Genomic DNA, 23,312 nt, shown 5'->3' on the forward strand with positions numbered 1-23,312 from the left:
CTGAACCAGTCACCGATGGTAAAGGTGCTGTTGGAAAATAAAAACTAATTCACGGCGCATCATCCATCTAAGTATAAATTTTATACTCAGAGCATGTAGGAGCTACCTACGAATAATAATATAAGGATAACAACATGTACGAACAATTACATCACACAGATGAAGAACTCAATCAAACTATCGCACAATCCGGTCGCCACATCTTATTCTTATCGGCCGACTGGTGTGGTGATTGCAAAGCAATTAAACCCTTTGTTCAAAATATCAAAGATACGGTTACAACTACTGCAGATTGGATTGATGCAGACCGTGATGATAACATTGACTTTGCTACGAGTCATAATATGCGAGGCATCCCATCTTTTGTTTTATTTGAAAATGGAAAAGAAATTTCTCGTGTCGGTCATGGTGAACGCTTAACGCCAAAACAAGTACTGGATTGGTATCAAAGTACAATATAAAAACCACTGTCTCGTTTTGAATTGAACCTGATAACTCGGACAATTTATTGTCACCAAGTTATCAGGTTCAATTAAGTTTGACAGTGGTTTTTACTTTTCTGTTTTAGTAATAAAGGACTGAACAATATCAGCAGGAATAGCAAATCCCATTCCTTCAACACTTGTACCATCAGTCGATGAAACAATTTTTGAGGAAGTAATGCCGATAACCTGTCCTTTCAGATTAATTAACGGTCCCCCAGAGTTACCAGGGTTAATAGCCGTATCGGTTTGAATTGCCGTCGTAGCAGATGAACCTGTTTCTTCTGCTGTAAGTTCTCGACGTGGTGCTGAGACGATGCCACTAGTTAATGAAGTAGCATAATCCGATCCTAAAGGTGACCCAATCGCTAATACTTGTTGCCCTGCTAGTAGTGATTTAGAATTACCAAATGATGCGGATACTTTGATGTCAGTCGCTTTGGCCTTTAACAACGCTAAATCTTTTGTTGTATCAGTGCCGACAATAGTTGCTTCAACTTTTTTCCCACTAGCCGTAATTAACTGCAATTTATCCGAATCAGCAACAACGTGATTGTTTGTAATAATGTAGGCATACCCATCAGCAATCTTATAAACAACACCAGATCCTTCAGAAGCTGTTTCAAGCTCTGAACTACTGCTTTGTTCTTCTTGATTAAAGAATGATGACCACCCATCACTAAGCGTTGCTGCTTTTTGCAAGTTTTGCACCGTAACAACAGCATTTTTCACCTTATTGTAAGCTGTCGTTGCCGTATCACTACTTGTGTAAGCGGTAGTCGCCACCGTTGTAGTTCCGGCTGAATTCGAAGTTTTTGACTGTTTGGTTGTTTGTTGAAACCATGAGTTTGATTGCATACCTGAATATACCGTCAAACTGGCGACTAATGCTGAAACGATTGCAACGACAAAAAGAGAATATTTTTTCCTCCATTTTGGTTCCCTGTCGCTCAAAAAATTGTCAGTGAACATATTTGTTACGTTTATCATATTTAATCAACATAAATTATAGATTAAAGTGGTAAAGCAATCCTAAAAATAGTACCTTGTGGGATATTATCCAACACTGTTATTTTACCACCATGAGCCTGCACAACCCATTCGGCAATGGATAAGCCTAAACCAGTGCCACCTGTTTCACGATTACCAGTTTTATCTTCACGATAAAAGCGATCGAAAACATGCTTCTTGGCTTCATCACTGATGCCACGACCTGTATCAGCAACACTTAATATGAATTTTTTTTTTTTCGATACCGGCCGTGACAGCAACCGTTGCCCCTTCATCTGAATACTTTAATGCGTTATCAAGCAGCAATACCAACAATTGATGAATTCGTTTTTGATCAATCAAAACATCTTGACCGACATCAACATCCAAAGTGACCGTTTTACCATCAAACTGCGCCATTTCTTCGTAGGGTGCAATGATATTGCTGAGAAATTCCGACACATTCGTTGGCTTTTTCTCAATTTTCGTCATATTTGAACCTGATTTTGCCAATGTTAACATATTATTGGTTAATGATGTCAATCGACGAACTTCTGACAGTGACAAAATAATGGCATTTGATTGATCTCGCACAGTTGCCTCAGGCTTCATCAGCATGTTTTCCAGCTTACCTTGTATGACCGCCATTGGTGTCCGCAACTCATGTGCCGCATTATTGACAAAATCTTGTTGTTGCTGCCAAGATTTCAATATCGGTCGCATATTGAAACGTGAAATAATATAGGAAACCAACACTGCTAGTAAGCCAAACAATCCAAAGGACCAAAACAGAACTTTTTTGAAGTGAGCCAAATTAATCATCGTATCCGTCACATTTACCATGATTAAACCATTAGCGGCGGTTGTACCATAAATTTTCACCGCATTTTTTTTGAACTTAACACCAACCACACGATAATAGTTACCAGCGATTTTACGCGTCTCAGCTTTATCCACCATCAGTGATGATTTAAATTTAACAGTTTTTTGCAGAAATTTCGGCAAAACCATTTGCTGCGGGTCAGTGGTTGTATCATCAATAATCAACTTACCCTTTTTATCAAACAGCCATATATTAGCTCGTGTATTGGAATTTTCAATAGGTTGTGATTTTTTAACATCATTTTCAGATGTAGATAACAAACCTTGACCGTCGTACATATTGATACTCTGGTTAATTGCATTATCAGCACTTTGAAAAACCGTTCGTGTATACGATAGAAAAATAACACCGGCCAAAATTGAAAAGATAACAAAAAAGCTGGCGAGGAGCCAAATAAATCCGCGGACTTGCTGCTTTTTGTTAATAATACTAGGCATCGCTTACCTCTAAAATAAATCCAATATTTCGCAGCGTTTTAATTAAGTCATTTTGACCAACTGCCTCTAGTTTACGACGTAAATTATTCAAATAAATATTAACAACATTGATTGTGGTATCAGAGTCAATACCCCAAACGCGATCAAATATTTGATCACGCGTCACGATGATGTTTTTGTTTTGGGCTAAATAAGTTAGTATATCAAATTCTTTACCAACCAATTTAACTTGTTGCCCATGAACCTGAACACCCCGATTTTCCAAATTAATTAGCACGTCACCAACTGTAATTGTATTATCTTCAGAGTAAACACCTGATCGACGCAACAAAGCTTTCACTCTGACTAGTAATTCCTCACGGTGGAAAGGCTTGGTCAAATAATCGTCAGCACCAACGTTAAAACCTTCTATCTTATCATCCAACGAACTTTTGGCTGTCAAAATAAGAACTGGTGTTTCAATGTTGTGGTGCCTTAGGTTTTTAATGACCTCAAGACCATTTTCACCAGGTAACATTAAATCAGAAATAATAAGATCGTACGGCACTTCTTGTGCCTCGAATTCACCATCCAATCCATCTGTAACCGCGTGAACATCAGCAAAATCCTGCAAAAAGCCGACAACATTATCAGCCAAATTGACATCATCTTCAATTAATAATATTTTGATTGCTTTAGACATTTTCATATCTCCATTGTACCTGTTTTATGTCACCATTGTACGAATTCAAAGTTAAAAGGAAGTTAAATGACATAATATGTCATTTTACCATAATTCCAATATTTTCCGTTGTGTTCAAACTCCTATATAAGTGAATATACACCAAAAATAAGGTATTTATCGTTTTAAAAGCTGGACACAATCTGATAATGTGTCCATTTTAAATGAAAAAATAACTCATATAATATGATTAATGGTGTCTCAGGAGATAGAATACAATGTCGAAAAATGCAAGTCGTGAAGCAACTCAAGACAAAATTCTTGAAACTGTTATTGACATACTTCGCGAAGTCCCAATATCAAAAATCACAGTTGCCGAAATTTCTAGACGTGCCAACATCAATCGTAAAACATTTTACAAATACTTTGATACGCCTACGCAAGTTCTCCTTGTCCGGCTAGAAGATAAGATTTTATCTGAAATTTTGTATGATTTAACTCAGCAAACTTGTGATCCGGTTGGTCATACACTTGACGTCACTAATCATAAACAAACAAAAATTGTGCTCAACGTCTTAATTCGTTATCGTGAAGCAATCACTGCTGCCTATCAAAACGCGGGTGGCCTAGATTTTGAATTATTTGATGATTTCCTTGCACGTCTCCGTCGTGATTGGCTACCATTTAAAAATTGCCACACTACCGAACAAAAATTTGTTGCCAACATTCTAAGCCAAATGTTAATTAAACTAATGGTCGACTGGCTAACAGCAGACGTTCTTTTACCAGTACCGCAGCTTTTACACCGCGCTGATATTTTATTCAAAACGTCGATATCAGATTTAAATCAACCTCAAAACCGATAAAATCGGTTTTTTTATTTCAATCCAACACTAATTCTCAGAGCGTGGGCAACCTGTTGCATTTCCTTAGAGTTAGCCTGAATATGAGCGATTTTGTCTCGTAGTCGTCGTTTGTCAATTGTCCTAACTTGTTCCGCTAGTATGACTGAATCTTTTTTCATTCCACCCAAATGTGCAGGGAGTAAAACATGCGTCGGTAACTTTGGCTTAGTAATCTGTGATGTAATCGCCGCTATAATTGTTGTTGGTGAATTTGCATTACCAACATCATTTTGAATAATCAAAACCGGTCGAACACCAGATTGTTCAGATCCAAGTCCCTGTTTGAGATCGGCGTAAAAAACATCGCCTCGCATTACTGTTTGTTGCTCTATTGTCATAATATTCTCGCTTTAATATGTACACGCCATTTGGCGCTTTGTTTTATTAGTATTGTCTAGGCAATCTTAACCCTAACGTTGTTAAAATCTCATGTGGAATAGAATTTGCATAATTTGCAACATCTTCTACCGTAATTTGCTGATCACCATCTTGACCAATCAATGTAACTACTGTACCGACAGGATACATTTTATCTAATGTTATCACAATTTGATCCATTGTGACACGTCCAATCACATGTTCAATATGCCCGTCAACTAATACTTTCATTCCTGACATGCGGCGTAAATAGCCATCGGCATAACCAATTGGTAGCGTAGCCACCCATTGTGGTTTTTCTGCTGTATATGTTGCGCCATAGCTTACAGATTCGCCAGTTTCTAAGCAGTGTACCGAACCGATTTTTGATTTTAGCGAGAGCACAGGTGACAACTTAAAAGGCATTGTCAATTCAGGTGTTCCGGGATTGTATCCGTATAACACTGATCCAACGCGAATTGTATTGGTATCAATTTCATTGTGATGCCAAATTGCTGAACCCGAATTAGCCAAGTGCCAATAGGTCTCGGGAATATTAGCAGCCTCTACCCAGTGATAAAAGTTTTCCACTTGTTTTTTGTAGTAAGCCACATTATTGTCGTCTGCGGTTGCAAAATGCGTGAATACCCCTGACAAAACGAGCTGTTCAGAAGATTGAATCATATCATAGAGCGATTTAACTGACGCTGCAGAATGTGCACCCATTCTCCCCATACCAGTATCAACTGCTAGTTGAACAGGTAACTGTTGACCTTGCTTAATTTGCGTAATAGCTTCTTCTAACCACGCAATCGTCCCGACAGCAGGTGCTAGTCGATATGTCACCATTATTGGTGTCTGCTTAACATCTTGAACGCCTAGTAAAGTGATGGTTACATTCTCTTGTGGGAATTGTTCACGTAAGGCAACACCTTCCCCCACTGTTGCAACGGCGAAATCCGTTACACCAATATCTAATAGTGCTTGTGCAACAGCGTGCACACCATGCCCGTATGCATTAGCTTTTACCACCGCTATTAAACGTTTTGCCCCCGCGTGATTCATCACTTTTTTCGCATTTTCTTGTATGGCCTTCAAATCAATCTCAAGCCATGTGGGCCTCAAATTTAAAATTTCATCATTTGTCATGATAAAACACCTCTTTTTGGCAATAATTTTGCACTTATTTTTTCCCAAATTGTCAAGCGCTCAATAATAACGATTGTGTTAACTTGATCACCACTATGCGTTATTGCAACATAAGTATGGTAGGGAAAATTTTTAACAATCATAACTGGCCGTCCATTAATCTCATTTAGGATTTCAATGTCTTGCCAATGGACTTTTTCACCAATACCATAACCAGTTGCTTTTGAAAAAGCCTCTTTAGCCGAAAACCTGCCTGCAACAAATTCAGAAAAATGTTTGCCATTTCGCAGCTTAGCCGCTTCTTGCTCTGCTGGCGTCAATATCGACAGCATGAAGTTTGATTGTCGGTCCACAATTTGTCTCACGCGACTAATTGATTCCGTATCGTTTCCAATTCCTATTATCATGTCTCTATTGTAGCAAAAGGTCAAGCAATGACAACATTAATTTGTCTCGCTTAACCTTTTGCGTTCCTGTTTTATTTAAAATTAGCCAAGTTATTAGTCGTTGGCATCAGATTTTGCCATTTTTTCGATAAATAATTATTGTTTATCTTGTATTTAGGTGCTTGATAGCCTTTGTCAAAGAAAGGTTTGAGTGCCTGATCGGTTGCAAGCCAACCACGCCAGCCCATATGAATGGTATCCTGCATGAAATATTTTTTCCCACCATCGTGTGAAAAGTCAGCAATGTGGTTAAAGCCTTGCGACTTTAATTGCTTTTTAACTTTGTTAACACTCTGATAGTACATTTTAGTATTTAATCCAGTATATTTTGACCATTTTTGATTCACAGGCTGAATAATGAACAAGACATCTGTGTGTTCTTTAGCGAACTCTTGCAAAACTGCTTGAAAATCACCATATTCTTCTGACTGACGGTAATCAAAATTTGTCTGAGATTGCGCTAAACGCTTCAATCTTGGCTTAACACGCTGTTTAAAGAAACTATTTTTAATACCAAATGGATTATTATCTGTTTGCTTTTTAGCAAGCTTATCCGCCTGTTTAATCAAAAGGCTTTGATTATCAGCATTTGGCAATCTTTTTAACGATGGCTTAACTTTTTTGTTCCAGTTATTGGTCAACGTTATATTAGAGAACAATTGATCTTCACGAACTAACATACGATTGCGAATTATCAACATATTCTGATCAGTTTCTGAAAGTGGTTGATTATTCTTAATTTTAGTGATCAGGTGGGCATAAAAATCACTATCGCTCACTTGCTTTTGTTGCAATAATCGCCGCGCAATAAACCGATCAGTGGGTGTTATTTTAGTAATATTACGCAACCAATTGACCGTTTGTAAAGGTGAGTAAAATTCCGGAAATGCCCATTTTGTATTGCGCTTAGTGAACCATTGCTGGGAGATCACAAAGACCGCCTGCTTTTTATGCAATGCCGGTGTCATTTCCTGCATCCCCAAATAATGCGTTAATGACTCTGTTCCTGCTTGCCCAAGTAAAAATGGTCGATAATTCCGGTCATATTTCTCTGCTAACATGCTGGGATGCATGGTATCTAGGCGCAATAATTCACTTGACCCAAAGAATGGCACATAATGTGTATTTGGATCATTAAATGCATGCATTTTGACAGTTTCACCCTTAAACACATTTTTCGAGAACGAAACTGATGCCTCTTGAATATCTTTATTTGAGATTTGACTTAATGAAAATGGTACTAATAACAGCACAGTAACCATGACAAATGCCAAAATTACCGGACCAAAAATCCACCACAGCCCCCGCTTTTTATTCATCGTATTAACCCATCAAAGATTCTACTTTAGCAATCACCTTATTAGGCGTGTTCCAATCATTACGATCAAATTCTGAAACTGGCGCTTGAATATCAAACTTAGTTTCCAAATCAAGTAACAATTCAACAGTTGCCATTGAGTCTAACAACCCGCTTTCAAAAAAATCATCATCCATTTGATCTGAAATATCTTCACCAATAATAGTGTTTAAAATTTCTACAACTTCTGCTTTTACATCCATGTTATTTCTCCTGTAAATTATTTTATGTTACTCAAGATTAATGGTGTTGATGGAACCACAAAGTGTCCAAGAAACCACTAAAGAGTAAGAAACTCAACATCACGACGTGGAACGTCAAAACAATGGCAAACGCTTCTGTAAACTTATTATGCGGCACATGGTGCTTTTTTTTGTAACGCAGCCATGCATCGTTGACTACTAGGCCTACCCCATGGAATAAACCATAGGCGATGTAATACCAAGTTAGTCCGTGCCAAAACCCCATTATCAACATATTGGCAATATAAGCAACATTGGAAGTCGTCACTCTGCTCTTAAACCATTTGTTCTTCATCATCATGAAGACTAGTCTCATGAAGACAAAATCACGGAACCAAAATGACAATGTCATATGCCAACGATTCCAAAATTCTTTCAAGTTTTTTGACAAGAATGGTAAATTAAAGTTCATCGGTACTTCAATGCCCATGACATAACCAGTTGCAACTGCAAACAGCGAGTAACCAGCAAAGTCGAAGAACAAATCCAATCCATACGCATACATAACACCAATTAACCACCAAGACCATCCACCATTTGCATGCGCCGATAGCATTGCCATGTGTTCAACTCTTGGTAGAAGCAGCGTACCAAAAATGTAGGATAAAACAAACTTGTACAAAAATCCTAGGAAGAAAAAGTGAACTGCTTTGCTAAGCATGTCTATGTATTTTTCTCGCGCAGGTACACTATTGATATCTTTCACAAAGCGACAATATCGGTCGATTGGTCCAGATGAGATTGTTGGCATGAAAAGCATGAAACGTAGGAATAGCCAAGGATTAAATTCCTTAATAGTCCCATCACGCGTTTCCATAATCATAGCAACCGATCGGAATGTTAGATATGAGATTCCCATAAACCCTAGCAACGTCGTAACATGTGTCCAATGTGCAGCAGGAGCAATTTTTACGAGTGCCAGTGGTACAATCGCCAAGACTGTTGTGCCATAAAATACCCAGCTATTGTTGGCTTTTTTACGATATATCGTGTAAGCCCAGACCAATAGCCATTGCCAGATCATATAACCAATTAAAGCAAAACCTTCATGATATTTATGACCATCAAACATCAAAAAGATAAACACAACTGAAACTAGTACTTCATACCAAGCAAAACGCTTACCAAAGTACAAGCCGATGGCTAAAGGTAGTAATGCTAATAACAAAATAATAAAATACTTTGGATCAGCATAAGGTTGTAAATTAAGCATCCCCATTCACCTCGGCAATCAATCCCTTTAAATCAATTTTACCGTTAGGTGTTAGCGGCATCGCCTCTCGATAGATAAAACGACTAGGTACCATGTAAGGCATCATGATTTCTTTCAATTCGTCTTTAATGGCAGTAGTTAATTGCATGGGTTTTTCAAATGAGTTGTCAACGGCAACAATGACAGCCAACAATTGTTTCACTTTGCCCTCGGCATCATAGCGCGGCACTGCAGCCGCTTGCGCAACAAAGTGACTTTGTTGCAACTGTTGTGCAACTTCTTCTAGTTCAATTCTGAAGCCGTGCAACTTTATTTGAAAGTCACTGCGACCACGATAATGCAACAATCCTGAGGCATCCATTGTTGCCAAATCGCCGGTTTTATAAGCCTGCTGACCATCAATTTGTGTGAAAGCTTGTGCTGTTTTTTCAGGATTATTAAGATATCCCTTTGAAACAGATGGCCCACAAATCACAATTTCACCAGTTTCACCGACTGGTACGTCTTGCCCATCTTGGTCTTGAATTTTAATTGTTGTATCAGCCTTAACGTAGCCAATTGGCATCTTATCATTTGCAGCAATAACCGCCTCAGTAATTGGCAAACCAGAAACCGCTACCGTCGCTTCTGTTGGACCATAGGTGTTATATACTGTTGCATTTGGAAAACGTGATAGTAACTTTTGAGCAGTTGTACTCGTCAGCACTTCACCACAGAAAAGAAAATGCGTCAACTGTGGTAAATTTTCTTGTGTAAAATTAGGATCCAGCAAAGCGACATCAGCAAACGACGGCGTCGAAACCCAAATGTTGAGATCCAATGTTGGCAATGTTGCGAATAATGTTTTGAAATCATCTGCCGTTTCTTTTGGCAGCGCTTTTAGTGTGCTGCTAGACAACAGTGCCGGCGCCCAATCCATAACCGATAAGTCAAATGAATAAGGTGGCTGTGACAAAACTTGGCTGTTTTCTGGCCAATGGAAGTCATCACCCAACATCCAATCTGCAAAACTAATTAAGTTACGATGTGAAATCTGAACACCTTTGGGTTTTCCCGTTGTACCTGATGTAAAGATGATATAGAAATTTTCGTCAGCCGCAACTGAATGTGTTATTTGATATGGTGTTTCTTCGTCAAAAATGTGGCTCAGTTCTTTTGGATCAATAACTGGCACTGACGTAATCGTAATCGGTAACATATCGACTGCAATCACAAGTGCTGGTTTTCCAATCTCTAATATATCGGTTAGACGCTCATCCGCAGAACTCTTGTCAACTGGAATATAAGCATGTCCTGATTTGACACTGCCCAAAAAGCTAGCAAGCATCTCAAATTGTTGTCCACCATAAACCATAATTGGTGCCCCAGTTGGTAGATTAAGACTATCAATATAAGCAGCTAGACTATCTGACGCTGACTTCAGTTGAGCATATGTATGTGTGCGTCCTAATTCATCATACGCAATCAAGTCACCAGTCTTTTGCGCAATTGCATCAATTTGATTAATAACGTTATTAATCATGTTAAATTCCCCCATTTAAAACTCGTTATAGATAAAGTGTCCCTCACCAACACCTGAATAACCATAAAGGTATAATAATACCAGAATGATTATGAAATAAAAGAGCGTACGACCAATGAAATTAACTATTGGACGCTGAAAAAACTGTTTTATCATTCAAAATACCCCCATCTGAATGGATTAATGTATAATCGAAGTAACAAAAAAATACAGCCACAACGACATAATGGAATTAATTATAACACATATGTTCCAAAATGTTAATATTGTGTTTCAATACTGGAGCGACATGAGTAAAAAAATAATCAATATCACTGCCAAATTAGATAGATTCGTCCTCAAAAATAGGATGGTTAGTGCCGCTCTGCTGGCCATGCAACAGACACTTCCTCTACTAGCCATTTGTGTCTACGCACAGCTTATCTCGCAACTCATCTTGTCGCCAAATGCGTTATTCGTAACATTATTTAATTGGCGATTAAGAATACCTGCTACTTTCCAACTACAAGAAATGCTGTCACTATTAGAAGTATTTGTTCTCATGATTCTCGCAGCTACCTTTACTAAACAGTATTTGTCAATTCGTCAAGTGACAAATACTGTTTTACCCACTCTCACTAATTTTTTAGGCACTTATTTTTTATTTTTAGGTAAAGGTCAAACCCCAACCTATGATACTTCGCAATATTTGTTAGTCATATTGCTATCTTTCATCAGTTGTGAAAGTTTCTATTTTTATCAAAAATTCATCAGTCGTGACAATCCGCAACCTTTCGCTATCAGGTTTTTAATTTGGGCAGGCTTTGTTTTGTTAATTGATGTATCATTACATTTTGCTATTCAACGTAGCGTTGTTCGGTCCGCGTTGAGTACATTGTTGTCTAATAATTTTTTTACAACCTTTATTGGTCTTGTGATCGTTAGTATTGTAGCACCACTACTATGGTGGCTAGGAATTGGGTTACCGCATGAATTAATTAATAATCCTAGTACCATTAATGCTGTCATTAAAAATTTGGATACAATCTTAACAAACACAAATGCTACACTGCCTTATCCAACTAACCTTTATAGTGTTTATACAGCATTTTCGTTATTTGGTGGTGTTGGTAGTACATTAGCGATTAGCTTTATTCTGTTATTTTCCGTCCGTAAAAAGCGGCAGCACTTGGGTATGCTGTCGCTTCTTCCTAGCTTATTTAACAGTAATCAACTCCTATACTTTGGTTTACCGATATTTTTAAGGCCACTACTGCTGGTTCCAATGATTATGACAAGTTTACTTGGCACATTGATAGGTTATACAGCCATTGTGACACATCTCATTAAGCCAGCGACACTTTCAACGCCAAACACGACGCCAAGTTCACTTATTGGTTTCTTGGGTAGCAACGACAGCTGGTCCTTGCTTATCACCACTATCATTTTTGCACTGTCCGTAATCATTTACAGACCATTCATTGCCATAGAAACGTCCGAGGTCAGCTATGAGAAATAAACTAATTATCATATCGAGTCTTGTACTCATGGTTATCATTGGTTTTTTTGGACACGATTGGGTAACCCATACGAATAATAATCAAGCTAAAATTCAAAACTCACGAATGGCACCAATTATTTTTATTCCCGGATCTAGTGCCACAATTAATCGTTTTGATAATTTACTGAATAAATTAAATACTCCTAAATCAACACACAGTATTTTAAAGGTGCAAGTCAACACCGATGGGAAATTAGTTTATTCAGGCCATATTAGAGCTAATGATGAACAGCCATTTATCGTCATCGGTTTTCAAAACAATCAAGATGGCTATGATAACATCAAAAAACAATACCGCTGGTTAAATACGGCGATGGCAGATTTGCAAGAACGTTATCATTTTAGGAATTTTCAAGCAATTGGTCATTCAAACGGTGGCTTAATTTGGACTGGATTTTTGGAAAACTATTATAGCTCTGACAGTTTTAACATGACAACGCTCATGACGTTAGGCACGCCTTATAATTTTTCTGAAGTGACGCTCGCTCGTCGAACGGTAATGTTGACTGACTACATTAACAAAAGTAAAAAGCTCCCCAAAGGATTGTCGGTTTATTCAATCGCCGGAACAGAAGACTACACGGATGATGGTATTGTTCCGGTGCAAAGTGTCATCGCTGGGAAATATATCTTTCAAAAGCATGTTAAAGCTTATACTCAAATCACTGTTTCTGGTAGTGATGCCCAGCATTCCAGCTTACCAGAAAATACTGAGGTCGTTTCATTAATTCAAGAGTATTTGTTAGCTAACACAGATACTACTGGTCGCCCAACACCTTAAAAATTATGATATCAAAAAATCCTTGTATAGGTTGCTTAATCAACCTATACAAGGATTTTTTCGTTATTTCACACCAGCTTCTATCATCTTTTTGAGACGATATTGCATTTGTTCAAAGCATCGTTTATCATGCTTATCAATATCATATTTCAAAGCGCCTATCATTTGTAAGACTGCACGTTTGAATGAAGTTGATTTTGCTAAACTTAATTGGCTAATAGACTCTCGTAAACCAACAATAACTTCTGGGTTATACGTATTTGTAGCAATATCTATGGGTTTTTCATCATCATCGACCCAAATCATTTGTTGACAAAACTGTGCTTTTTCGGTGTTATGATGTCGTAACAAATCAATGGCGCGATTTGAAAGCGCGGTAATAAAGTAAGTCGAAAATTTTGCGCGTGGGCAACTTACTTCGTATTTTTTCACGCAACGCATTAATATTTCTAATCCCTCAGAATACCAATCGTCTTTTTTAATATGCCCACTTATTTTTCGCTTATGAACGCTAAAAATAGCAGGTCTTAAATGTTTTATTAGCACATTGTACGCACAATCATGTCCTTTTTGCGCTGCAATCACTGTGGCTAACAACCTATCTTTCGTCAATATCATGCTCCCGTATGTCAGCATACATGAACAGAATATCAGATGATTATTATCGTATTATTCTGTTTATTTGGTATGCGTATTATAACGGATGACGTGAATTATATCCTTGATATATCAATAAACTAGCTGCAACACTGGCATTCAGGCTTTGAACATGACCAATCATTGGAATTGTCAACATGCCATCTACCTTTTTCTTCAAAAGCGGTGATATGCCTTTCCCCTCGTTACCAATGATTAAAGCAGTAGCACCTTTGGCATCCCAATGACGATAATCTTCACCAGACATGTCAGTGCCAAATATCCAGACCCCACGCTTTTTTAGTGATTCGACGACTGTTGCCAAATTAGTCACACGAGCAACTGGCACGTGTTCAATAGCACCCGTGGATGTTTTGGCCACAGTCGCGGTCAGTTGAACCGCGCGACGTTTAGGAATGATAATACCGTGAACACCAGCAGCGTCGGCGGTTCTTAAAATCGATCCCAAATTATGCGGATCCTCAATGCCATCTAAAATCAAGAAGAATGGCGCCTCATTTTTTTGATTAGCTTGATCAAATAAATCATCAACTGAAGCATACTCAAAAGCAGCAACACTGAGCACAATACCTTGATGGTTCCCCCCATCAGTTAATTCATCTAACTTTGACTTAGGTGCTTGCTGTACGACCAATCCCCTTTTTTTGGCAAGTTGCAACACTTCATTGCGAATTTTATCTTGCAATCCAGTCTGCACCCAAACCTTGTTGATTTCTTGTTTGCTTTTTAGTGCTTCAACACTGGCATGGTGACCATAAATAAATTCACCTGCTTCATCACGTTTCATTTTGTTATTCTCCCAGTCTCAATTTCGTCAAAAATCCAAGCCATTAACGTTTGCAGTCGTTCTTGACGATTAGACAAATATAAATAGCCAAATAATGCTTCAATACCCGTCGAAATTCGATACGTGACAACATCAGTATTTTTAGCTTTCGTGTGTGATTTAGCGTTTCGGCCACGTTTGAAGTAGACTAACTCGTCCTCGGAAAGGATTTGTTCGTCTGACATTCGTTGAAAAATTGCAGCGTGAGCTTTTGCCGACACATAGTGCTTACTTCTTTTTTGGAGGTCATTTACCTTTGTCAAACCCATAGCTAACAAATGCTGTCGCACTTCTAATTCATAAATTGCATCACCAATATAAGCCAATGCCAATCCATTCATTTGTTCGTAGTTTAAATTATGCATAATTTAATTATACGCAATTATGATAGATTGCGTATAACTTTTCCAACATTGTTCTGCAGAACAGTAATTAGTTTACCTCAAAAAGCATAAAACACATACCTATTTGGCATAATCGGCATCATTTTTGGCATAACGTGCAAATATACCTGTATATTTTTTCCTTTGAATCAAAAAAGCCACTCATTTTTCTAATGAGTGGCTTTTATCAACATCATAATTTAATCTTCAAATGCCTTAGCGACATCATCTAATTTTGGAATGTCGGGTGTATCTTCAGTTTCAAGTTCAGGTTGTGCGATAACATCACCAACAACCTTACTCTTAATCTTACGATATTCCGCCATACCCGTTCCGGCAGGAATAATCTTTCCAATAATAACGTTTTCTTTCAAACCAACTAGTGGATCATTTTTGCCACGAATAGCAGCATCAGTCAAGACACGTGTTGTTTCTTGGAATGACGCAGCTGACAAGAAGGAATTTGTTTCCAGAGCAGCCTTCGTAATACCAAGCAACACTGGACGAGCCGTAGCTGGCACAAGACCTTCAAACAATGCTGGTTCATTAGCACGCTGGAAATCAGCAATATCCATCAACGTACCTGGCAATAAGTCTGTTTCCCCCGGATCCATCACACGCACTTTACGCAACATTTGACGAATCATAACTTCAATATGCTTATCAGAAACTTCAATACCTTGTAAACGATAAACTTTTTGAATTTCTGTCAGCATGTATGACTCTGTCGTCAATGTGTCTGTAACAGCTAGTAATTCTTTAGGATCAATTGGTCCTTCGTTGATAGCATCACCACGTTGGATGTCGTCACCTTCTGCAAAACGCATGCGCGCAGTAAGTGGTAAGGTGTACGTACGCGTATCTGTTTCGCCTTCAATAGTGACAGCCTTCGTACGCTCTGCTGGATTTTCTTCAATTGCAGTCACAACACCAGTCACTTCAGAAATTTCTGCACGTCCCTTAGGAATACGTGCTTCAACAATTTCTTGGACACGAGGCAAACCTTGCGTAATATCATTACCACCGGCAACACCACCAGTGTGGAAGTTACGCATTGTCAATTGCGTACCTGGTTCACCAATTGATTGCGCAGCAACGGTTCCCACGGCTTCACCAACTTCAACTTCTTCACCAGATGCTAAGTTACGACCATAGTCGAGTACTGAAACACCGTGTTCTGTTGTTGACGTAAAGACAGAACGAATTGTCACTTCTTCGATACCGGCATTGACAATCGCTTTGGCAACATCTTCATCAATCATTTCGTTACGAGAAACAATCTTTTCACCAGTTTCTGGATCAAACACTGACTTCATCGCATAACGTCCCAAAATACGGTCGTAAAGTGGTTCAACAACTGACGTGCCATCCATAATTGCTTTAACTGCAACACCACGATCAGAATCATTATCGAATTCACGAACAATAACATCTTGCGCAACATCGACTAGTCGACGCGTCAAGTAACCTGAGTTGGCTGTCTTCAAGGCTGTATCTGACATTCCCTTACGGGCACCGTGAGTCGAAATAAACATTTCCATCACTGTCAAACCTTCTCGGAAGTTGGCTGTAACTGGCAATTCAATAATTTTACCACCAGGTCCAGCCATCAGACCACGCATACCAGCCAATTGAACGAAGTTTGAAATGTTACCACGAGCACCTGAGTCTTGCATCATGAAAATTGGATTAGTTGGTTCAAATGATTCAATCAACTTATCTTGAATGATATCTTTAACCTTTGTCCAAATTTCAGTAACTCGTTGGTAGCGCTCAGCATCGGTAATCAAGCCTCGACGGAATTGCTTCGTTACAGTAGCAACTTGATTATGCGCATCTTCAAGAATAGCAGGCTTTTCTTTCAAGTCTGTCACGTCAGTCATGGCAACTGTCAAACCAGATTCTGTTGATTTTTCATAACCCAAGTCTTTCATGCGGTCCAGCAATAGTGACGTCTCAGTCACCTTGTAGCGCTTGTAGACTTCAGCAATAATGTCTGACAAGAAACCCTTCTTGAAAGCACCAATTATTGGTGTATCAGCTAAATGATCGTGAATATCTTCCCCAGCATCAATAAAGAAACGATCATCAACGCCCTTAAAGTTATCCTCAGATGGTTCGTTAATATAAGGAAAATCAGTCGGCAAAATCTCATTAAAAATTAGTTTTCCAACAGATGTCACCATAATTTTAGAACGTTGTTCATCTGAAAATGGCTTTTCAATTGGGAATGATGAAGTTTGGATACCAACCCGAGTGTGATAATGAACCACTTTACTTGCAAAAGCAATTCGTGCTTCATCAACGCTAGAGAAAATCATTCCTTCGCCTTCACGACCGGCTTCTTCAGTAGTCAAATAGTAGTTTCCAATAACCATATCCTGTGATGGCGCAACAATTGGCTTTCCATCTTTAGGTGCCAAAATATGCCCAGCAGCAAGCATTAACAAACGTGCTTCGGCTTGCGCTTCATCAGACAATGGGACGTGAATCGCCATCTGATCGCCATCAAAGTCGGCATTATAGGCTTCAGTAACCAACGGATGCAAACGCATCGCTTTACCTGAAACTAACACTGGCTCAAAAGCTTGGATTCCAAGACGGTGTAACGTAGGTGCGCGGTTTAACAAAACAGGATGTTCTTTAATAACATCTTCCAAAACATCCATCACATCGCCATCAGCTTTATCAATCTTACGCTTAGCAGATTTGACGTTACCAGCCAACTTACGTGTTGTTAATTCTTTCATGATAAATGGACGGAACAACTCGATTGCCATTGGTACGGGCAATCCCATTTGGTTCATTTTCAAGAAAGGTCCAACATCAATAACTGAACGACCAGAATAATCGACACGCTTACCAAGCAAGTTTTGACGGAAACGACCTTGCTTACCTTTTAGCATGTGTGAAAGTGATTTCAATGGACGGTTACCAGGACCAGCCACTGGACGACCACGACGACCATTATCAATCAAGGCATCGACAGCTTCTTGCAACATACGCTTTTCGTTTTGAACAATAATACCCGGTGCATTTAAGTCCAACAAACGCTTTAAACGATTGTTACGATTAATCACACGACGATACAAATCATTCAAATCGGAAGTCGCAAAACGACCACCTTCCAATTGAACCATTGGACGCAAGTCTGGTGGGATAACGGGCACAACGTCCATTACCATCCATTCAGGCTTATTATCAGATTGTAAGAACGCTTCAACAATGTCCAAACGACGTACAGCACGCACGCGTTTTTGACCAGTAGCTTCTTGCAATTCACGCTTCAACTCATCGGCTTCGCCAGCTAAATCAACATTAGCCAACAATTCTTTAATTGCTTCCGCACCCATACCAGCTTTAAAACCGGCACCATATTCTTTTTTCAATTGACGGTATTCACGTTCCGTCACCATTTGCTTCTTCTCAACTGGTGCATCACCAGGTTCAATGACAACGTATGACGCAAAGTAGATAATTTCTTCAAGTGAACGAGGAGACATGTCCAAGACAAGCCCCATTCGTGAAGGAATACCCTTGAAATACCAAATATGTGTAACAGGTGCAGCCAATTCGATGTGGCCCATACGTTCGCGACGTACTTTTGATGATGTTACTTCAACACCACAACGGTCACAGACGATACCTTTATATCGGATTCGCTTGTATTTACCACAGGCACATTCATAATCTTTTGTAGGTCCGAAAATGCGTTCATCAAACAAACCGTCTTTTTCAGGCTTTAGTGTTCGATAATTAATCGTTTCTGGCTTCTTTACTTCACCATAAGACCATGAACGAATCTTATCTGGTGATGCCAAACCGATTTGCATACTTTCGAACTTGTTAACATCGATTGCCATCTATTTGCTGTTACCTTTCTTAATTATTGCCGTCTGATGCAGCTGTATCTTGTGCTTCAACCTTAGAAAAGGCTGCTGCAACTTCTTCGTCTTCTTTATTTAACAAATCTGGATTTGTACGAGCCAATTTTTCAAGTGCATCAACCGGCAAAATTGAAGCATCTTCATCCATTTGACGCAATTCTACTTCATCGCCTGATCCATCTAAGACCTGCATGTCTAGACCAAGTGCTTGCAATTCTTTTACCAAGACACGGAATGATTCTGGCACACCAGGGCGTGGAATTGGTTCACCCTTGATGATTGACTCATAAACTTTAACACGTCCAGCAACATCATCCGACTTATATGTCAAGATTTCTTGCAAGGTATAGGCAGCACCATAAGCTTCCAATGCCCAAACTTCCATTTCACCGAAACGCTGTCCACCAAATTGCGCTTTACCACCCAAAGGCTGTTGCGTAACAAGTGAGTATGGTCCAATAGAACGCGCGTGGATCTTATCGTCGACCATGTGGGCTAACTTCATATAGTGCATGACACCAACACCGACACGTTTGTCAAATGCTTCACCCGTACGGCCATCATAAACAACTGATTTACCATCTTGTGGCAAGCCGGCTTCACGTAATGCGGCTTCAATTTCATCATCGCTAGCACCATCAAAGACAGGTGATGCAACGTGAATACCAAGTTGTTTTGCAGCAAATCCTAAGTGGAGTTCCAAAACTTGTCCAATGTTCATACGTGAAGGCACACCCATTGGTGAAAGCAAAATATCAATTGGTGTTCCATCTGGCATGTACGGCATGTCTTCCTCAGGAACAACCACAGAAACAGTTCCCTTGTTTCCATGACGACCAGCCATTTTATCACCAACTTGAATCTTACGCTTCTGAGCAATGTAGACACGTACCATCATATTAACGCCTGGTGCTAATTCATCACCATTCTCTGGTGTATAAATACGTACGTTTTGAACAACACCACCGCCACCGTGAGGGACACGTAATGACGTATCACGCACTTCACGTGCTTTTTCACCGAAGATAGCATGAAGCAAGCGTTCTTCAGCAGATAATTCTGTCACACCCTTTGGTGTCACTTTACCAACCAAAATATCACCATCATGAACTTCAGCGCCGACACGAATAATACCATCAGCATCCAAATCCTTCAACTGATCTTCACCCGTATTAGGAATTTCGCGTGTCATTTCTTCCGGTCCAAGTTTTGTGTCACGCGCTTCTGAGTCATATTCTTCAATATGAATTGATGTATAAACATCTTCACGAACCAAACGTTCGTTCAAAACGATAGCATCTTCGAAGTTATAACCTTGCCAAGTCATGAAAGCAATCAGTGGATTTTGACCCAAGGCTAATTCACCTTGTTCCATAGAAGGACCATCAGCCAAAACTTCATCTGCTTCAACGTGCTCACCAGCATGAACAATTGGCTTTTGGTTATAGTTTTTACCACCATTCGAACGACGGAACTTCATCAATTCGTACGTATCAAGTTGTCCATCTTCACGACGAACACGAATTTGGCGTCCATCAACGTATTCAACCTCACCTGCTGCACGTGAAATCATAGCAACACCGGAATCGTGTGCCGCCTTATATTCGATACCTGTACCAACAAGTGGTGCATGTGGATCAAGCAATGGCACGGCTTGACGTTGCATGTTGGCACCCATTAAGGCACGGTTAGAATCATCATTTTCCAAGAATGGAATCGCAGCTGTTCCAACGGAAACAACTTGTTTAGGCGAAACGTCCATGTAGTCAATGCGATCAATTGGCGTTTCAATGTTTTCTTCACCAAAACGCGCCATAACAGTATTATGCACAAAGCTACCATCTTCATTCAGTGGTGAGTTGGCTTGCGCAACAATATAATTATCTTCTTCATCGGCCGTCAAATAGTCAATTTTGTCGGTAACTTTGTGGGTTGTCCAATCAACACGACGGTATGGTGTTTCAACAAAACCATACTTGTTAATACGACCATAAGTAGCCAATGAGTTAATCAAACCAATGTTGGGACCTTCAGGTGTTTCAATTGGGTCTATTCGGCCATAGTGCGTGTAATTAACATCTCGCACTTCAACACCGGCACGATCACGTGTCAAACCACCTGGTCCAAGAGCTGACAAACGACGCTTATGGTTCATTTCACCTAATGGGTTAGTTTGATCCATAAACTGTGACAGCTGGGAAGAACCAAAGAATTCCTTAACAGCAGCAACAACAGGACGAATATTAATTAATTGTTGTGGCGTAACTGTGTTAGCGTCTTGTATTGACATGCGTTCGCGAACAACACGTTCCATACGTGTCAAACCAATACGGAATTGGTTTTGTAGCAATTCCCCAACTGATCGAATACGACGGTTTCCAAGATGGTCAATATCATCGACCGATCCAACGCCTTCTTGTAAATTCAAGAAGTAGTTCATACCAGCCAAAATGTCGGCTGGGCGAACTGTCCGGTCGTGTTCGTCAATATGACCATTTCCAATCAATAATAGCGTCTTGTCAGGATTTTCAGGCGCTTCAATTTTGATTTTTTGTAATGTTACAGGTTCTTCAAGAACCGCATCACCTGAAGGTGTATAAGTTGTTGTCTTGAAATCATCACGATCCAAAAATGGTGATAATTTAGACATTACAGACTTGTCAACTAATGTTCCTTTTTCGGCAATAATTTCACCTGAATCAGGATCAGCCAATGTTTCTGCTAATGTTTGGTTTAGTAAACGTGTCTTCAAAGACAACTTTTTGTTGATTTTGTATCGTCCAACAGAGGCTAAGTCATAACGTTTTGGATCAAAGAAACGCGCAACCAACAATGCACGTGATGAATCAGCTGTTTTAGGTTCACCTGGACGCAAACGTTCATAGATGTCTTTCAAAGATTCCTCAACACGTGAATCAGACATATCTTTGTGAACATCCTTTTCCAAAGTCATGTTCAAAGCGTCATACTGGTCTGAAAAAATATCAATAATATCAGAATCTGATCCAAATCCCAACGCACGAACTAACTCGGTCATGAGTAACTTACGTGTACGATCAATACGAACGTTTGCAATACTTTTTGCATCAGTTTCGTATTCTAACCATGCGCCACGGTTAGGAATAACAGTTGTACCGTAATGTGGACGACCGTTTTTATCTGTTTCTTGATTGTAATAGATGCCTGGTGAACGTACCAATTGAGAAACAATAACACGTTCAGCACCATTGATAATGAACGTACCTTGTTCTGTCATCAATGGAAAATCACCAAAGAAAACATCTTGAGACTTGATTTCACCAGTTTCGTGGTTAGTCAAACGCAAAGTTACGTGTAATGGTGCTGAGTAGTTAGCATCATGTTCACGCGCTTCATCAATGTTATATTTGGGTTCCATCAACTGGTAATCAACATATTCCAATGACAATGTTCCTTGGAAATCATCAATTGGCATGATGTCTCCAAACATTTCTTTGATACCATCATCTAAAAACCATTGGTATGATGCCGTTTGAATTTCAATCAAATTAGGTACATCCAAGACCTCTTTGATACTTGCATAAGACCGACGAGTACGGTGCTTACCGTACTTAACTAAATGTCCTGCCACACTTATCACCTCGTTAATTTTTTACCGTGTTTACATTACTGTTTGATTACAGATTAAACTTAATAGCTTAAAAAAGTAACCTATGAGCACAAAAAAAGCAATCGCCCCTGTTTCCGCAGATAACGTTTGCTTCAATATAAAGAAATTGCGGACAATATTTCGCAAAAATCATATTTATTCACAGTACTACAAATAATAATTATACATGAAATACAAAAAAAAACAACCTCAATAGGTCGTTTTTACTATGCCGCCGGTGGGAGTCGAACCCACACGGTGTTGCCACCACTGGATTTTGAGTCCAGCGCGTCTGCCAATTCCGCCACAGCGGCATATGATAAAGCCCTAAAGCTTAGGGCGGTAGAAGGGGATCGAACCCTCGCATGCTGGATCCACAAACCAGTGTGTTAACCACTTCACCACTACCGCCATGGCAGGGATAGAGGGAATCGAACCCCCATCAACGGTTTTGGAGACCGCTATTCTACCGTTTAACTATATCCCTAAAAATATAAATACATCGACTCAAAGTCGAAATAACATGGTAAGGAATTGCGCCTTACTTTACACTAAAAATTGTACATGTTTTTTTAAAACTTGTAGCGGTCACAGCGGGGCTCGAACCCGCGATCTCCTGCGTGACAGGCAGGCGTCCTAACCAGCTAGACCATGCGACCAATGGACGCTACAGGGATCGAACCTGTGACCCCCTGCTTGTAAGGCAGGTGCTCTCCCAGCTGAGCTAAGCGTCCATGATGGAGAGGAAGGGATTCGAACCCTCGAAACGCGTCGCCACGCTTACACGGTTTCCAACCGTGCTCCTTCGGCCAGACTCGGACACCTCTCCGTTTCTTCCTACTGCTCTCGTTCTTCTTATGTACGGCACCGCATCGTCCTATCCTCGCAGGAAGCGATCCTCCAACTACTTTCGGCGCTATAGAGCTTAACTTCTGTGTTCGGTATGGGAACAGGTGTGTCCTCTAT

19 protein-coding genes, 6 tRNA genes, 1 rRNA gene and 1 pseudogene are annotated in these 23,312 nt (G+C 39.6%); 4 read left to right on the top strand and 23 right to left on the bottom strand.

The window, feature by feature from the left end; all coding sequences use genetic code 11:
- Positions 1-134: 134 nt before the first annotated feature.
- The gene (locus BMG01_RS07780; RefSeq protein WP_004909917.1) at positions 135-461 is read left to right on the top strand and encodes a thioredoxin family protein; all 327 of its coding nucleotides are present in this window, start codon (positions 135-137) and stop codon (positions 459-461) included.
- A 90-nt stretch (positions 462-551) separates the two neighbouring features.
- Here the strand turns inward: BMG01_RS07780 and BMG01_RS07785 are convergent, their stop codons facing one another.
- From BMG01_RS07785 to BMG01_RS07795, 3 genes and pseudogenes are all read right to left on the bottom strand, one after another.
- Positions 552-1,454, bottom strand: a complete 903-nt coding sequence (locus tag BMG01_RS07785; RefSeq protein ID WP_084013464.1) for a S1C family serine protease — start codon at positions 1,452-1,454, stop codon at positions 552-554.
- A 41-nt stretch (positions 1,455-1,495) separates the two neighbouring features.
- Positions 1,496-2,792: pseudogene (locus tag BMG01_RS07790) on the bottom strand (sensor histidine kinase).
- A complete protein-coding gene (locus BMG01_RS07795; RefSeq protein ID WP_004909924.1) occupies positions 2,785-3,474 on the bottom strand; it encodes a response regulator transcription factor in 690 nt (229 codons plus the stop codon). Before BMG01_RS07795 ends, BMG01_RS07790 begins: the two are co-directional and overlap by 8 nt.
- 257 nt (positions 3,475-3,731) lie before the next feature.
- Between BMG01_RS07795 and BMG01_RS07800 the strand changes: the two genes are divergently transcribed.
- Entirely contained in the window at positions 3,732-4,319 is a 588-nt protein-coding gene (locus BMG01_RS07800; protein WP_004909926.1) for a TetR/AcrR family transcriptional regulator, read from the top strand.
- A gap of 11 nt (positions 4,320-4,330) precedes the next feature.
- Here the strand turns inward: BMG01_RS07800 and BMG01_RS07805 are convergent, their stop codons facing one another.
- The 8 genes from BMG01_RS07805 to BMG01_RS07840 all read right to left on the bottom strand — a co-directional run bounded on the left by BMG01_RS07805 (position 4,331) and on the right by BMG01_RS07840 (position 10,800).
- Complete coding sequence (locus tag BMG01_RS07805; RefSeq protein ID WP_004909928.1) at positions 4,331-4,696, bottom strand: type II toxin-antitoxin system PemK/MazF family toxin; 366 nt, start codon at positions 4,694-4,696, stop codon at positions 4,331-4,333.
- 46 nt (positions 4,697-4,742) lie between these two features.
- Positions 4,743-5,864 carry an alanine racemase gene (gene alr, locus BMG01_RS07810; protein WP_004909931.1) on the bottom strand — a complete coding sequence of 374 codons (1,122 nt, stop codon included), beginning with the start codon at positions 5,862-5,864 and terminating at the stop codon, positions 4,743-4,745.
- On the bottom strand, positions 5,861-6,271 hold the full coding sequence (gene acpS, locus BMG01_RS07815) for a holo-ACP synthase (protein WP_036066164.1): 411 nt from the start codon (positions 6,269-6,271) through the stop codon (positions 5,861-5,863). The genes alr and acpS overlap by 4 nt, the downstream gene beginning before the upstream one ends.
- 71 nt (positions 6,272-6,342) lie before the next feature.
- On the bottom strand, positions 6,343-7,629 hold the full coding sequence (dltD, locus tag BMG01_RS07820) for a D-alanyl-lipoteichoic acid biosynthesis protein DltD (protein WP_004909937.1): 1,287 nt from the start codon (positions 7,627-7,629) through the stop codon (positions 6,343-6,345).
- Between the two features lie 4 nt (positions 7,630-7,633).
- On the bottom strand, positions 7,634-7,870 hold the full coding sequence (dltC, locus tag BMG01_RS07825; protein ID WP_004909939.1) for a D-alanine--poly(phosphoribitol) ligase subunit DltC: 237 nt from the start codon (positions 7,868-7,870) through the stop codon (positions 7,634-7,636).
- Between the two features lie 37 nt (positions 7,871-7,907).
- Positions 7,908-9,122 carry a D-alanyl-lipoteichoic acid biosynthesis protein DltB gene (gene dltB / locus BMG01_RS07830; RefSeq protein WP_004909942.1) on the bottom strand — a complete coding sequence of 405 codons (1,215 nt, stop codon included), beginning with the start codon at positions 9,120-9,122 and terminating at the stop codon, positions 7,908-7,910.
- Complete coding sequence (gene dltA / locus BMG01_RS07835; protein ID WP_004909945.1) at positions 9,115-10,644, bottom strand: D-alanine--poly(phosphoribitol) ligase subunit DltA; 1,530 nt, start codon at positions 10,642-10,644, stop codon at positions 9,115-9,117. The genes dltB and dltA overlap by 8 nt, the downstream gene beginning before the upstream one ends.
- 15 nt (positions 10,645-10,659) lie before the next feature.
- Positions 10,660-10,800 (bottom strand): teichoic acid D-Ala incorporation-associated protein DltX, encoded by a 141-nt coding sequence (locus BMG01_RS07840; RefSeq protein WP_031940993.1) that lies wholly within the window; start codon positions 10,798-10,800, stop codon positions 10,660-10,662.
- Positions 10,801-10,933: 133 nt separating this feature from the next.
- Here BMG01_RS07840 and BMG01_RS07845 point away from each other — a divergent pair, with 133 nt between their 5' ends.
- Together BMG01_RS07845 and BMG01_RS07850 are read left to right on the top strand one after the other, a co-directional pair.
- Entirely contained in the window at positions 10,934-12,142 is a 1,209-nt protein-coding gene (locus BMG01_RS07845; protein ID WP_004909947.1) for a PTS transporter subunit EIIC, read from the top strand.
- Positions 12,132-12,965 (top strand): alpha/beta hydrolase, encoded by an 834-nt coding sequence (locus tag BMG01_RS07850; protein WP_036066167.1) that lies wholly within the window; start codon positions 12,132-12,134, stop codon positions 12,963-12,965. The genes BMG01_RS07845 and BMG01_RS07850 overlap by 11 nt, the downstream gene beginning before the upstream one ends.
- 63 nt (positions 12,966-13,028) lie before the next feature.
- Here BMG01_RS07850 and BMG01_RS07855 read toward each other — a convergent pair whose 3' ends face one another.
- The 12 genes from BMG01_RS07855 to rrf all read right to left on the bottom strand — a co-directional run.
- A complete protein-coding gene (locus BMG01_RS07855) occupies positions 13,029-13,577 on the bottom strand; it encodes a sigma-70 family RNA polymerase sigma factor (RefSeq protein WP_004909953.1) in 549 nt (182 codons plus the stop codon).
- A gap of 82 nt (positions 13,578-13,659) precedes the next feature.
- Complete coding sequence (rlmB, locus tag BMG01_RS07860) at positions 13,660-14,409, bottom strand: 23S rRNA (guanosine(2251)-2'-O)-methyltransferase RlmB (RefSeq protein WP_004909954.1); 750 nt, start codon at positions 14,407-14,409, stop codon at positions 13,660-13,662.
- A complete protein-coding gene (locus BMG01_RS07865) occupies positions 14,406-14,813 on the bottom strand; it encodes a Mini-ribonuclease 3 (RefSeq protein WP_004909956.1) in 408 nt (135 codons plus the stop codon). Before BMG01_RS07865 ends, rlmB begins: the two co-directional genes overlap by 4 nt.
- Before the next feature lie 218 nt (positions 14,814-15,031).
- Entirely contained in the window at positions 15,032-18,694 is a 3,663-nt protein-coding gene (gene rpoC, locus BMG01_RS07870; protein WP_036067797.1) for a DNA-directed RNA polymerase subunit beta', read from the bottom strand.
- Positions 18,695-18,713: 19 nt separating this feature from the next.
- Positions 18,714-22,328 (bottom strand): DNA-directed RNA polymerase subunit beta, encoded by a 3,615-nt coding sequence (locus tag BMG01_RS07875; RefSeq protein ID WP_036067799.1) that lies wholly within the window; start codon positions 22,326-22,328, stop codon positions 18,714-18,716.
- Positions 22,329-22,576: 248 nt separating this feature from the next.
- A tRNA-Leu gene (locus BMG01_RS07880) sits at positions 22,577-22,660 on the bottom strand.
- A 24-nt stretch (positions 22,661-22,684) separates the two neighbouring features.
- A tRNA-His gene (locus BMG01_RS07885) sits at positions 22,685-22,757 on the bottom strand.
- 2 nt (positions 22,758-22,759) lie between these two features.
- Positions 22,760-22,833: transfer RNA gene (locus BMG01_RS07890), tRNA-Trp, on the bottom strand.
- A 98-nt stretch (positions 22,834-22,931) separates the two neighbouring features.
- Positions 22,932-23,005, bottom strand: a tRNA-Asp gene (locus tag BMG01_RS07895).
- Positions 23,006-23,007: 2 nt separating this feature from the next.
- Positions 23,008-23,080, bottom strand: a tRNA-Val gene (locus BMG01_RS07900).
- A gap of 4 nt (positions 23,081-23,084) precedes the next feature.
- Positions 23,085-23,175: transfer RNA gene (locus tag BMG01_RS07905), tRNA-Ser, on the bottom strand.
- A 35-nt stretch (positions 23,176-23,210) separates the two neighbouring features.
- Positions 23,211-23,312, bottom strand: a 5S ribosomal RNA gene (gene rrf / locus BMG01_RS07910); the annotation flags it as partial.

This window comes from Leuconostoc sp. BM2, from assembly GCF_002095565.1.
GTDB lineage: Bacteria > Bacillota > Bacilli > Lactobacillales > Lactobacillaceae > Leuconostoc > Leuconostoc falkenbergense.